Here is a 13,575-nt window from a genome sequence, read left to right as displayed (position 1 = left end):
TATTATATTGACCAAGTTATTAGTTAAAAATGTAAACCTTATTGATGGTACAGGATCGGATAATGTTATTAATACAAATATATTGATTGAAAATAATAGATTTAAATCTCTGCATGTTGATGCTTCCGCTGTCAGTGATGCAGAAGTAATCGACGGCGCAGGTCATTATATGCTGCCGGGTATGATCGATACACATGTTCATATGATGATGGAGCTTAAACCGATTGAAGAACGGCTTACCACACCTTTTTCATACAATTTCTATGAAGCGGCAAAACATTTGAATACAGTGCTTAATGCCGGCGTCACGACAGTCCGCGATGCGCTCGGCAGTGATCTGGGTCTGAAGAAAGCGGTTGACGACGGCCTTGTTGACGGCCCGAGAATGCAGATTAGTGTTAATGCTTTAACGATTACAGGCGGTCATGGAGATGGATATAACTATTCAGGTGTCATCACTGACATGCTGCAGTCACATCCCGGCATGCCGTCAGGCGTTTGTGATGGTGTTGAAGAGGTAAGAAAGAAAACCCGCGAAATGTTAAGAGCAGGTGCAGATGTCATTAAAGTGCATGCGACAGGCGGAGTGTCCAGTCCGACTGACCACCCCAAATTCACACAGTTTTCTCTTGAAGAATTAAAAGTGATTGTTGAAGAAGCGCAGTTCAGAAATGGTGTCAAAGTGATGGCACATGCCCAGGGATTGGAAGGTGTCAGACAGTGTGTGGAAGCAGGCATCCATTCAATCGAACATGGCATCTATCTTGATGATGAAATTTGTGAAAAGATGAAAGATCAGGGTACTTACCTTGTACCGACACTTCTCGCACCCGTATCCGTATTGGAATTCGCAGATGAACTGGGTATGGCACAAACATCCATCGATAAGTCTGAAGAAGTCATAGAAATTCATAAGGAAAGTTTTACAAGAGCTTACAAAGCGGGTGTGAAGATTGCGATGGGTACTGATGCAGGAGTATTTAAGCATGGTACAAACCTTCGCGAACTTGAGCTGATGGTTGAATGCGGCATGACGCCGATGGATGCGATTGTCGCCTCCACTCAAACTGCTGCCGAGTGCATGGGGTACACAGATCTCGGCCTCATCAAAGAAAATTATGTGGCCGACTTTATAATGACAAAAGAAAACCCGCTGGATAATATCGGCGTTCTAAATAACAACGATGAAATTAAAGTTGTCGCTAAAGATGGCAGGGTATTTAAAAATATAATGTAACAAATTTTCACAAAAATGACCTGTATCAAATACAGGTCATCTCTTTTTTTATACAATTTTAAAAGCTGTCGAAAGGTTAGTCTCATATAGAAAAGGGTGTGTATTCATATTGAATGTGAATTTAAAACGGAGATTGACATTCTATTTCAAAAAAATACTGAACAGGAGTGGGGTCAATGGAAGATATTATGTCTTATTTTGTAAAGCTGACAGTGGGCCTGATTGGTGTAATGGCCGTCATCCGAATACTCGGCCATAAAGAGCTTGCTCAAATAACACCACTGGATTTTGTCTATGCTCTTATTTTGGGAAGTATTGTAGAAGAGTCCTTATATGAAACGACAACGCCTTTTTACCACATGGTAATCATGTTGGCCTACTGGGGGTTGCTGATTTATATAATTGAGAGGTTCGCCATGAAAAATGAACGCTTCAGAAAACTGGCCAAGAGCAGCGCACAACTGCTCATCAATGACGGAAAAGTTGATAATAAAGTCTTGAACAGACATAACATGGATATCGATGAAGTCAGAGAACTGCTCAGGATGAATGGTGTTTTTTCTTTACGTGAGGTCAAACACGCCATCATGGAGACAAGCGGTAAACTTTCTATAATCAAATATGCACAGGAAGAGCCGCCGGTCCGCAGCGAATTGATCGATGATTATAAAGAAAATTCGATATCATATCTATTTATAGATGGAGGGAAAGTTGAACACAGAGCACTGAAGGCAGCCGGGTATGATGAAGATTGGCTGGAACGTACAGTTGAAGAGGAGACAGGCTATAAGGCAAGTGATATATTCCTGGCTGAATGGAATGAAACAGAAGGCTTCTTTATCCAGGCAAAATGACAGGAAAGTATGAAAACTTATAAATTAAAGGACAGGATTGTCTGTCCTTTAATTTTTTATTATTTAACCGGTATCCAGATTTCTGTTTTATAGTCATTTGCATCGACATCACCGGGCAGATACAGCTCAAATTCTGCATCATCTCTCAGTTCATACTCTGAAACCGGTAAAAAGTTCGAATAAATTTCACGTGTGACTCTTTGAATTTCATCAGGCACAGGACCAATAGCATCAAATACTAAATATCTTCCTTTTTCTACCTCATGTTTGGACCAGTGCTCACTTTCATTATCTGAAGTCACTCCAATCACATAAATCATGCCACCTTCTTTTGCAGGTATACATAACCCAAGCATGCCTTTTAAATAATCATTCTGCAGTTTAAACAAGCTGTTGTCATTTCGCTGATTAAACTCCATCCAAAATCCTGAAATTTCTCTTTGTGCCTCTTCCATTGTAGAATAATGGCGGCTTTCTCCGAGAATATTAATAGTGTTCAACTCTTCTACTCGATAATTCATATTACTTCCTCCTCTAATCTCCACAGAAATTGTTAATTTAGGGAAGGTTGGTATAGAAGTGGTGTCCGTTCTGAATTGACTTGGAGATATACCATAATACTGTTTAAAACGTCTAGCGAAAGAATCGCTGTTCTCGTACCCACAATCCATTGCTATATCAATAATTTTTCTCTCAGTCTCTTTTAACTGAAATACTGCAATCGACATTCTTCTTCTCTGTACATAATCGCCCAGAGAATACCCTGAAAGAATTCTAAAAACCTTTTGAAAATTATACCTGGACAATAAAGAGATCTTCTCGATTTTTTCAAAATTAATATCTTCTTCAATATGTGATTCAATATAGTCCAGACTCTCATTAATTCGCTTAATGTCCATAATACCAACCTCCTGTATTCATCATATCTCCATACTATTTCTGTTACCCTGCAGTAATTGGCAAAATTTACTGGGTATTTTTATTTATACACAGTATATTCTGATTTAGAACACAAAGGTACTAAGAACTTAATTTTAAACAGATTTGAGTTATGATAGAGCTTAATAAGGAGATTGAAAAAGCATTATTCAAAGTTGCACTGGAGCTGGAAAAAATATTCCGATAGTGACTTATCAACCATTAAGGAGGTTCAGTAAATGGAGTGGATACAGAATAAATTTAAAGATCATACTAACGTTAAAAAGTTTACACCAGATTTTTCTATGGAGAATATGGAAAAAGTAAATAACTTGCATAAATCCATGCCTCAATATGAAAAAACACCTCTCTATAAATTGACCAAACGTTCAAATGAGATGGGGTTGGGTGCTTTATTCGTCAAAGATGAGTCACCAAGATTTTGTTTGAATGCATTTAAAGGACTTGGCGTATCATACGCGATGGCGAGCTATTTTGCCGGAAAATTGAATCAGGATATTGCTGATCTGACTTTCAACGAACTACTGGAACAGGTGAGTGAATTTCCTCCTGAAACGTTTGCGACTGCCACCGAAGGCAACCACGGTAAGGGTGTGGCATGGGGTGCTGACATTTTTAATCAAAAAGGTAAAGTATTTCTTCCGAAAGGAGCTGCAAAATCTCGTGTTGATGCAGTCACTGACTTAGGAGCTGAAGCGAAAGTCACAGATATAAATTATGATGATACAGTTCAATACGCGGCTGATCAATCCAGTGGAAACGGCTGGATTTTATTGCAGGATACAGCCTGGGAAGGTTATGAAAAAATACCCACCAATATCATGCAGGGATACACGACGATTATTTCTGAAATTACTGAGCAGCTTGAATCAGAAAATCTCGAACAAGTCACACATGTGATATTACAGGCAGGCGTCGGTTCATTTGCAGGTGCAATGTCAGCCGCTATTCATAATATTACTGGCGGCAATCCTCCAAAAATTATTGTTGTCGAGCCGACAGAAGCGAATCCTATTTTACGCTCAGCTGATAGTGAGCTCGGAAACCCTGTCAGAGTCTACGGCGCTATGGATACAACGATGGCGGGACTCTCCTGTGGCGAACCCAGTCCAATCGGTTGGAACATACTAAAATCAACTGCTGATTATTTCATTTCATGTAAGGATGAAATCAGCGATAAAGGCATGCGAATCCTTGGCAGACCAATAGAAGGTGATACAAAAATCACTTCAGGCGCCTCAGGTGCCTTGCCGGCCGGTTTTCTGCATGAAGTGATGACAAATGATTCGTATGCGGATCTTAAAGAAAAACTGAAGCTCGGCAGTGATTCAAAAGTGTTGGTCATTAATACTGAAGGTAATACAGACCCCGATAACTATCAAAGAGTGATGAACGGATAGTGTTGAAAAGCTATTTTATTTCCTACGTGACACGAAACTCCTCTTTGGTAGATTTGGTGCCATAGACTCGTGACAAATGGTACGAAAACACCCTTTTCGTAAACCTGGTGCCACATTTCCGTCCCAAATGGCACGAGAGTAGAGTTCCCATATGTTTGGTGCCATAATCCTGTGCCAGATGACACGAAAGATGATTTTTAATTCATCTCGTGTCACTGGAGGCTCCATATTAAGACGAAACTTAATCATTCTCAAACAAGAGTCCCTGAAAATCTAAATTTCAGGGGCTTTATTTTCATCATCACACTGTCACTTAATGGCCTTCAAATAATATATTAATCTGATATAATTATATGGCAGTTTGTTATGTTCCATCTCACAGGTTCGCAAACTCCCTGTATAAAAAACTAAGGAGAATGATTATTATCAGTAACAAAATAATGATTTACAATGCAGTCCTTGCTGCCATCTATGTTGCGCTAACAGTGATCAACCCCATCGGGACCATGGCGATACAAATACGAATCAGCGAGATGCTCGCGGTCATTCCATTTTTCAACCGGAAATTCATTCCGGGAATGCTGATCGGGCTCGCAATAGCCAACTTTTTCTCGCCGCTGGGTTTAATTGATGTTGCGACAGGGGTCGGCATCGCCGTCATTTCATATACGATCAGCTATTTCATTAAAAACGTATGGATAAACGCAATACAGTACAGTCTGCTTTGCGGTATATTCGTCGGTCTGATGCTGCTTGCAGTACTTGGAATACCATTTTGGTTCAGCTTTGTCACGATTACAATTTCAACATTGATTACAACCTTGCTTGGTACATTATTATTTTCCAAAGCCGCATATAGAATTCTACCGGATTTATAATAAATAACGACTACCGGATATTTCCCGGGTCATATGGGCAATCTTATGATATTTTCATAAGATTGTTTTTTTATTTTAATATTGACCAGACTGGTCAAAGAGTGTAATATGAAATTAAATTGATGTTGACCAGACTGGTCAAGGAGAGGGTTTTATTATGAAAGAAGCCTTTAGAAAGCTTGATAACTCACGACAGGTCGAGATAATGAATGCAGCATTGGCCGAATTTGCAGCTTACGGTTATGAAGATGCTTCAACAAACAGCATTGTTAAACGTGCTGACATGTCGAAGGGCATGCTGTATTACTATTTTCAGAATAAAGAAAGTCTGTATTACGCCTGTACAGAATACGCCTTGGAAAATGTGAACACTGCACTTATGAAAAGAGATTATCCCAGACAGGGATTTATCGAGCGTTCGGCACTCATCGCCAGATTGAAGAAAGAATACTATGATGAAAATCCGGAAATCAGTCAATTCATCACACAAGTATACTTATATGACAGTGTTCCCGAGACATTCCGCTCACTGCTTGATGAACTGGTTCAAAACGGCTTTGAAAAGATGTATGAAGACGTTGACCTTTCATATTTCAGAGATGATGTTTCCCATGAAACTCTCATGAAACTGATCACCTGGACCATAGAAGGTTATTCAAAACACGTTGAAGAGGAAGCGAAGGGCATGAATGCCGACTTGAACAATTTAGATCCGCTATGGGAAGAATTTGACGAGTATTTGACTGCCTTGAAAAAAATCTATTATAAGGAGGAATATCAATGACGATTCTTACACTGGATAATGTGTCCAAACATTTCGGCAAAGTGAAAGCAGCTGACAATGTATCAATCGACATAAATGAAGGTGAGATCTTCGGATTCATCGGACCTAACGGTGCAGGGAAATCAACGACGATCCGCATGATAATCGGAGCATTGAATGCGACTTCGGGAGACATTTATTTTAAAGGAGAAAATATTAAAAAGTACAAAAAATATATCGAAGAAATCAGCTATGTACCAGGGGATGTCAACTTGTGGGATAATCTCACCGGGATGGAAGTCATCAACTTCTTCATGAAACTCCGTGGTTTTAAAGATCAAAAATTACGTGATGAACTAATTGAAAATTTCCGCCTGGATCCAGGCAAGAAATGTAAGACATATTCAAAGGGGAACCGGCAGAAGGTGGCACTGATTACGGCCTTTCTATCAGAAGCGGACCTGCTCATATTCGATGAGCCGACCACAGGGCTCGACCCTTTGATGGAACGCGTCTTTCATGAAGAAATCCTGAATGCAAAAAATCAGGGAAAAAGTGTATTATTATCAAGCCATATTTTATCGGAAGTTGAAAAGCTTGCCGACAGGATTGCGATTATACGGGACGGTAAAATCATTGAAACAGGCAAACTGTCCGATTTGAGCCATATTACGCGCATCAAATATATCTTATCATCGGAAAATGACCTTTCAGCTCTTAAAGATAAAGAGTATGTGCATGACTACCGCGAGGAAGACGAAACCACACATCTCATGGTCGACAACGACAAAGTGTCCCGATTCCTCGATGATATCAGTGGATACAACATCACGTACCTGGTCACCGAACCGCCTAAACTTGAAGATATCTTCATGCGTTATTATGAGGTCAAATCATGATTTATTTAAAATTGCTCATTAAACAAATCCGTGTAAAAGTGTCCATATGGCTGCTCATTTTATGCGGCATGTCACTCGGCCTCGTACCTGTTTTTGGTGACTTGTTTTCGACGGAAGAGGAACTTCAGTCAATAGAAGCAACTCTTGATAACCCTGCGATGGTTGCACTCGTCGGTCCGATACCGGACGGTGAATATACAACCGCTGTCGCATACAGTCACGAAATGATGATATTCATGGCCATCGTACATGGAATATTCGGCATACTGATTGCAAATCAGGTGAGTAAAAGATCTGAAGATGCCGGACTGGCTGAGTATTTGATAAGTGGCGGTCTGAAAAAGAGCACGATGTATTTCAATCAAATAATCGCAGGTGTCATTATCAACCTGTCAGTCGGCATCATTATTTACAGCGGGTTGTCTGTGATGAATATAGAAACGTTTACCAATGGCGGTAATCTGCTTTACAGTATGGGACTTGCGCTTTTCGGCATGCTTTTTTATATGTTTACAATATTCATCGGCTCAATTGTATCGTCGGCTGAACTCACTTTTGGCATATCACTCAGTGTGCTTATCCTGATGTATTTATACCGTGCGGTAACGGATGTTGTCGATATGAGCTACTCTGTCATTTCTCCGTATAACTGGCTGACACGCATGTATCCATATGCTGAAGACAACTTTATCTGGCTGCTGCCCTTCATCATTCTTATTGTGTTTGCATTTGCCGGATGGTTTTTATTTTCTAAAAGGGATATCAATGATGCTTACTTTAAAGCGAAAGCACATAATAAACCGCGTTCCATCGGAAGTTATACAATGCTCGCCTTCCTTAACATGCGAACGATGATCGTATCGTGGCTCATCGGCCTCTTCGTCATCGGACTGACTTACGGCTCTGTGTTCGGTGATTTGGAGATGATGGTTTCAGACAATGAGATGCTGAGTGCCGCAGTCGAAGCAGGGGCAATTGATGACCCGATATTATTCTTCATCAATATGATATTAATCATCACGACCGTTATCGCTGTCATTCCGAGTCTTATGATCATCGGCCGGATATTGAAAGAAGAAAACAGTGCCCGGCTTGAAGTCGTGAACTCCGGAACACTGCTTAACAAATTATCACGCGGCAGAGTGCTGGTCATACATTGGATGATCAGCCTCGCAGTCGGTTTTTTCGGCATGCTGTTAACCACACTCGGCATGTATCTCGCAAGCTTGAACGTTGATAATCTGCAGGTGGACTTAGGAGACTATTTCATGGCCAGTCTCAATTACTTCAGTGTCATTGTATGTGCTGCCGGACTTGGTGTCCTGCTGCTCGGAATATCCAATAAATTATTCAAGCTGGTCTGGTTGTATACCGGCTACCTGTTCTTCGTCGCTTATCTCGGCAACCTCGTCGAACTTGATGATATATTCCATATGCTGACTCCGTTCCATTATTTGAGCAACGTACCCATCGAGGACATGGACTGGGTCGGATTTACTGGTGTCATCGGGACAGGCCTCCTGTTATTCATTACAGGCTGGATGCTGTTTAAGAGAAGAGATCTAAGTTAGAATGTGAAATCCCCATTTCCACTCATTCGAAATATCGAAAAGTCGGATGGGGATTTTTTGTGATATTATTAATCCAACCATTAAAAATTGAGAGTGATCGAATATGAATACGCGGCAGTTAGAAATATATGCTGATGAATTCCTCAGAAAGAACTTTGACCTATCACTGGATGTGCCGCTGCGTATATCTAAGAGGATGAAGTCGAAGCTCGGAGTATTCAGCATTAAATATAATGACCACAAAGTTTTAAGCAGCGAGATTGTTATATCTTATAACTTTATAATCAACAACGATAAAGAAGCCGTACTCGATGTTCTTTACCATGAATGTGTGCATTATGCACTGTATAAGAAAAGATTGCCTTTCAGGGACTCTGACCCGGAGTTTATAAATACATTGGAACACCTTGGAATTTCTAAAACACGAAGATATAAATACAGGGGACAATCATTTTTATATGAATGCAGAAAATGTAAATATCAATTCAGTAAGAACATGAAGGGATATGAAAAAAGGTATATATGCGGCAAATGCCATGGGAAATTTACTTACATAGGCACTGTTCAAAAATAAAAATCAAAGAGCCGGACTCAAATGAACTTGAGCCCGGCCGTTTTTAATCACTTATTTTTATGACGCGCTTCTTCTCTTAAATCATTGTAGTATTGCACACTTGTCATAGCACCTTCGTCCACCATATTCGAATCTCTTAGATTCTCAGGTCTGCCCAGCTTTTTAACATATGGATCACTTGTCCATTTTCCTGCCTGGCTGACGACGATATCGATTCCTTTATCAATACCTTTTTTAACCGTCTCTTTATTTTTAGTGAGGTACAACACACCTGCGACCAACCCGACTGCACTGACCAACTTTGTTTTTCTTCCCATGGGTGTCACACTCCTTTTAGTAATAAATCACCCGATTTATTACATACTTATTTATATCCATTATCTCATGTCTCGAACCAGTTATCAAAATATTCAGATTTGATAAGGTGTAATTTTTTATGAATCTCATATTTTGTAATTAACTGACTGCCGTGCCGGGTAGAGTAGGAATGATTTGAAATAAATATATCCGCTAGGGGTGATCTTATTAATAAGCATTATGATGTCGTTATTGTCGGTGCCGGTTCAATGGGAATGTCCGCAGGTTACTATCTTTCACAAAAAGATCTCAAAGTTCTGATGATTGATGCAAATGACCCGCCGCATCCCCATGGCAGCCACGGCGGAGACACACGTCTGATCCGCCATGCAGTAGGTGAAGGCCTGCAGTATATTCCACTTGCTTTACGCTCACAGGAATTATGGAATGAACTTCAGACACATTCAAATGATGAGATTTTCAGACAGATAGGCATTCTTAATTTTGGGTATAAAGGATCTGAATTCCTTGAGAACACTATTGAAGGTGCCCGTGAATATAATTTGGAGATTGAAACTCTTACGGCTGAAGAAATACAGGAAAGATGGCCTGGAGTTCATGGTGAAGACTTAGAGATTGGTTATTATGAGAAAAAAGGTGGTGTGATCATGGGTGAGAATGCTATCCGGACATACCGCCGGCTTGCGCTGGCTGGCGGTGCTGAACTGCTCATCGATACACCGGTAAAAAGCATTCAGCCCGAAGAAGAACATGTCCGTGTGGAAACTGAAAAGGATTCTTTTACAGCGGATAAACTCATCCTGTCCTCAGGCGCACGGAACGGCAGAATGCTTAAAGATCTGGGTTTGAATTTAAATCTCCAGCCGTCAAGGAGAACTATCGCATGGTTTGAAGCTGATGAAGAACTATACAGCTCAGATCATTTCCCGGGTTTTATCGGACGTTCCCGGCACGGTTCCTACTATGGATTTTCAAGTATAGACGGTACGGGCGTGAAAATCGGCCGTTACGATGGCTACGAAGACGATGATAGTGAACCGGAGAACATGAACAGGGAATTCGGTGCATTCGACAGAGATGAAGGAGATCTCAGAACTTATCTGAAAGAACATATGGCAGGCGCAAATGGCAAGGTCAATAAAGGCGTCACCTGCATTTTTACGAATACAACGGATGAAGACTTCATCATAGACCAGCACCCTGAACATAATAATATTTACATTGCCGGCGGCTTTTCCGGACACGGTTTCAAATATGTCCCGGTAGTGGGAGAAATTTTGACCGACCTTGTTACAAAAGGGAAGACAGGACATGACATCTCATCATTTTCCATTACGAGAGATGAATTGTATGAGTGATGCAAATAATATCAGAACCCATGTTGATATAAAATCAAGATGGGTTTTTATTTTAGTGAATAATCAAGAATATTGTTGTAAGCTCTACTAAAGAGGGAAATACATAATGACTTATGAAAAGGAGTTCTATAAAATGCATGTCTTAAGTGATTCAGATATTCAAAACGCTTATAAAATCCATCATGCCATCTCAGATGTAAAGTTAGTCCTGGATGATTTCAGAAATGACAAGCTGGTCGAGGCCAACAGAATCGTCTTACCGGCGAGTGACAGCTCTTCCATGCTTTACATGCCCTGCATCAGCACGGAACAGAAAGTTTCAATTATCAAGACTGTATCCATCTTTCCGGAAAATGCAGATTTGCCGACGACCCAGGGGAACATACTGGTTTCCAACTTGAATGACGGCAGGCATATTGCCTCACTTGAAGCTTCTTATTTAACAAGACTGCGTACGGGTGCGATGACTGCCATCGCCACTGATAAGCTTGCGAGGGAAGATTCGAAAACCCTCGGCGTCATCGGTACAGGCAGGATGGCTTTTGAACAAGTGCTGGGTGTTCTCGAAGTGCGCAGCATCAAAAAGATTCTGCTGTTTAACAGAACCGAAAGCAAGGCTGAAACTTTTAAAGAAGACTTGAAGGATTTTGGAGTCAATATCGATGTCGAGGTTATGAGTGATATCGGCAATCTGGTCGTTGAAAGTGACATCTTAAACTGTGCGACCCAGTCAAAAGCACCTGTTTTTGACGGCTCTAAATTACAGAAAGGGACACATATCAATGGAGTCGGTTCATTCACTCCTGAAATGATCGAAATGGATATGGAGACCATTAAAAGTGCGGATCAGATTTACCTGGATGATATGAACGGTGCAAAAGAAGAAGCTGGGGAAATTATAAAAGCTGTCCAAGAAGGCATCATCTCCTGGGAAGATATCAAGGGCACTTTAGCAGATATTTTCGATAAAAATCATTTGAGAAATTCAGATGATGAAATCACATTGTATAAATGCGTCGGGGCGGGATATTTTGATCTCGCCGTCGCAAATGGTGTAATGAAAATAAAAGATTTGAAATAAATGAAAAGGAGTGACTTTTCGTCACTCTTTTTCTTATGGCTTTACGCCCTCATGGCCCTTGTCTTTTTGGAAATGATTATCATTGCTGTAATCACAAGTGTTAGACTTGCTGCTGCCAAAGTGATATTAAGACCGGTAGATATATCCCCGCTTTCCATGTATATGCCGAAAAATGGCCAGATCAGCACCAGGGGATAAAGCCAGTCATTGAAAAACCCGGCAATGAATATACCAATAAGTGCTGCTGCCATTATTGCGATAATGGTCCAGACCAACTCACTCATTCCAAGGAGGCTTTCTATATTGTAATTTGAGAAAGCAGTAAATATATTCACGATTGAAGCGATTGTCACCCAGCCGAAGTAGATTGAAAATGGCAGACGGTCATACCAGTGATATAACTCGGCGGAAGTGATGGTGTGCATTCTGAATAACGTAAACAGCAGAGCAAGTATCACTATTGTAGAAATAACCATCCACTGCTGGGTAAATGCAACAATCCAGACACCGTTCAATATGAAATTTATAATCGGCCAGTATTTCAAACGCTCTGCAATAGAAACAGAAAATTGATCACCTTTGGAAAAAAACAGTTTTACCATCCAGATAAAAATCAGTACATATATCAAACCCCAGATGGCGAATGCAAAACCTGCCGGCTGAATAATCGTCGGATTGTCATCTGCCACATTCCCTACACTCGAGCCGGCAGTGTAGTTCATGATAATCATGATGACGAAAGCTATAAAATATCCGAGGACCCACTTTCTTTGTTGTGTCATCTCTACTCACTCCAATCATTAAAAGCCGGGAAGTGAGGTCACATTCACTTCCCGCACACTTTTTTCTTATTCTGCTTTCGTTCCAGGTTCCATTTCATACGACTTTTTAATCATTTCATGTCTTTGTCCAAGCTCATCATCTGTTCGTTTGTCCCATACTGCCCCTCTTCTTTTCTTCACTTCGGGAACCATGGCCTCAGGAATGACATTTCTATAAGTCTTCGTTTCTCCAAGAATTACTTTGACAGCCGGTCCGATCACTTCTTCAGGGTCAAACTGCTCATAGGGGAAAGCTGCATTTTCGTAGTCGAATACAGTTTCACTATTGTCTTCATGCCAGTTCTTCCATGCCTCGAATTCACGATCGTTGAATCCTGTTAAATAAGGCCCCGGATTTATCGTTGCTACTTCTATATTAAACTCCTGAAGCTCTTTGCTCAGTGATTCAGTGAATGCTTCGAGCGCAAATTTAGAGCCGCAGTAAGGACCTGATAACGGATCGGCCATCAATCCGGACACGGATGATACATTGATGATTCTGCCTTTTTTATTCTTGATCATTTTACGTGCAAACTCCTGTGTCAGAAGCACGGGCGCAAATGTATTCACTTCAAATTGATGCCGCAGATTCTCTTCCGGTATATCCACTAATGAACCGCCTTCTTTTACAGCTGCGTTATTGACCAGAACATCTATATCCCAGGACCACGCTTTCTTACGGTCTTTAGGATTCGTCACGTCCAGCTTCTCAATCTGCATATCCACTCCACGGTCATGTGCCTCTTTTTCAAGTGCAGAAACCTGTGACATCACTTCTACACCGGCTATTACGGATTTTCCTTGTTCAGCCAGTTTTAAAACGATCCCTCTGCCAAATCCTGTACCTGCACCTGTCACGAGAATCTTTTCTTCTGCCATTTA

Annotated in this window: 14 protein-coding genes and 1 riboswitch; of the genes, 10 read left to right on the top strand and 4 right to left on the bottom strand. The window is 40.8% G+C overall.

The window, feature by feature from the left end; translation table 11 throughout:
• Positions 1-7 precede the first annotated feature (7 nt).
• Together ACY8DT_RS06910 and ACY8DT_RS06905 are read left to right on the top strand one after the other, a co-directional pair.
• Positions 8-1,237 (top strand): metal-dependent hydrolase family protein, encoded by a 1,230-nt coding sequence (locus ACY8DT_RS06910; RefSeq protein WP_462422178.1) that lies wholly within the window; start codon positions 8-10, stop codon positions 1,235-1,237.
• Positions 1,238-1,413: 176 nt separating this feature from the next.
• Entirely contained in the window at positions 1,414-2,091 is a 678-nt protein-coding gene (locus ACY8DT_RS06905) for a DUF421 domain-containing protein (RefSeq protein ID WP_462422177.1), read from the top strand.
• A 59-nt stretch (positions 2,092-2,150) separates the two neighbouring features.
• On the opposite strand, the gene ACY8DT_RS06900 is transcribed toward ACY8DT_RS06905, so the two are convergent.
• Positions 2,151-2,990 carry an AraC family transcriptional regulator gene (locus ACY8DT_RS06900; RefSeq protein WP_462422176.1) on the bottom strand — a complete coding sequence of 280 codons (840 nt, stop codon included), beginning with the start codon at positions 2,988-2,990 and terminating at the stop codon, positions 2,151-2,153.
• 258 nt (positions 2,991-3,248) lie between these two features.
• On the opposite strand from ACY8DT_RS06900, the gene ACY8DT_RS06895 reads away from it, so the two are divergent.
• From ACY8DT_RS06895 to ACY8DT_RS06870, 6 genes are all read left to right on the top strand, one after another.
• Positions 3,249-4,430 carry a diaminopropionate ammonia-lyase gene (locus ACY8DT_RS06895; RefSeq protein WP_462422175.1) on the top strand — a complete coding sequence of 394 codons (1,182 nt, stop codon included), beginning with the start codon at positions 3,249-3,251 and terminating at the stop codon, positions 4,428-4,430.
• Between the two features lie 373 nt (positions 4,431-4,803).
• Positions 4,804-4,847, top strand: a riboswitch (PreQ1 riboswitch).
• A complete protein-coding gene (locus tag ACY8DT_RS06890; protein ID WP_462422174.1) occupies positions 4,847-5,308 on the top strand; it encodes a QueT transporter family protein in 462 nt (153 codons plus the stop codon). (Overlaps the previous riboswitch by 1 nt.)
• Positions 5,309-5,465: 157 nt before the next feature.
• On the top strand, positions 5,466-6,092 hold the full coding sequence (locus tag ACY8DT_RS06885) for a TetR/AcrR family transcriptional regulator (protein WP_462422173.1): 627 nt from the start codon (positions 5,466-5,468) through the stop codon (positions 6,090-6,092).
• On the top strand, positions 6,089-6,970 hold the full coding sequence (locus tag ACY8DT_RS06880) for an ABC transporter ATP-binding protein (RefSeq protein ID WP_462422172.1): 882 nt from the start codon (positions 6,089-6,091) through the stop codon (positions 6,968-6,970). The genes ACY8DT_RS06885 and ACY8DT_RS06880 overlap by 4 nt, the downstream gene beginning before the upstream one ends.
• Complete coding sequence (locus tag ACY8DT_RS06875; protein WP_462422171.1) at positions 6,967-8,541, top strand: ABC transporter permease; 1,575 nt, start codon at positions 6,967-6,969, stop codon at positions 8,539-8,541. The genes ACY8DT_RS06880 and ACY8DT_RS06875 overlap by 4 nt, the downstream gene beginning before the upstream one ends.
• 103 nt (positions 8,542-8,644) lie before the next feature.
• Entirely contained in the window at positions 8,645-9,115 is a 471-nt protein-coding gene (locus ACY8DT_RS06870) for a SprT-like domain-containing protein (RefSeq protein WP_462422170.1), read from the top strand.
• A 47-nt stretch (positions 9,116-9,162) separates the two neighbouring features.
• Here the strand turns inward: ACY8DT_RS06870 and ACY8DT_RS06865 are convergent, their stop codons facing one another.
• On the bottom strand, positions 9,163-9,432 hold the full coding sequence (locus tag ACY8DT_RS06865) for a YbyB family protein (protein WP_462422169.1): 270 nt from the start codon (positions 9,430-9,432) through the stop codon (positions 9,163-9,165).
• Positions 9,433-9,681: 249 nt separating this feature from the next.
• Between ACY8DT_RS06865 and solA the strand changes: the two genes are divergently transcribed.
• Positions 9,682-10,791: an N-methyl-L-tryptophan oxidase gene (gene solA / locus ACY8DT_RS06860; RefSeq protein WP_462422168.1), complete on the top strand. Its 1,110-nt coding sequence runs from the start codon at positions 9,682-9,684 to the stop codon at positions 10,789-10,791.
• A 106-nt stretch (positions 10,792-10,897) separates the two neighbouring features.
• Entirely contained in the window at positions 10,898-11,872 is a 975-nt protein-coding gene (locus ACY8DT_RS06855; protein WP_462422167.1) for an ornithine cyclodeaminase family protein, read from the top strand.
• 41 nt (positions 11,873-11,913) lie between these two features.
• Here ACY8DT_RS06855 and ACY8DT_RS06850 read toward each other — a convergent pair whose 3' ends face one another.
• Both ACY8DT_RS06850 and ACY8DT_RS06845 read right to left on the bottom strand, forming a co-directional pair.
• A complete protein-coding gene (locus ACY8DT_RS06850; protein ID WP_462422166.1) occupies positions 11,914-12,654 on the bottom strand; it encodes a TspO-related membrane protein in 741 nt (246 codons plus the stop codon).
• 66 nt (positions 12,655-12,720) lie between these two features.
• On the bottom strand, positions 12,721-13,572 hold the full coding sequence (locus tag ACY8DT_RS06845; protein WP_462422165.1) for an SDR family oxidoreductase: 852 nt from the start codon (positions 13,570-13,572) through the stop codon (positions 12,721-12,723).
• Between the last annotated feature and the right edge of the window lie 3 nt (positions 13,573-13,575).

This window comes from Salinicoccus sp. Marseille-QA3875, from assembly GCF_054950095.1.
This window is presented reverse-complemented; position numbering and strand designations above follow the sequence as displayed.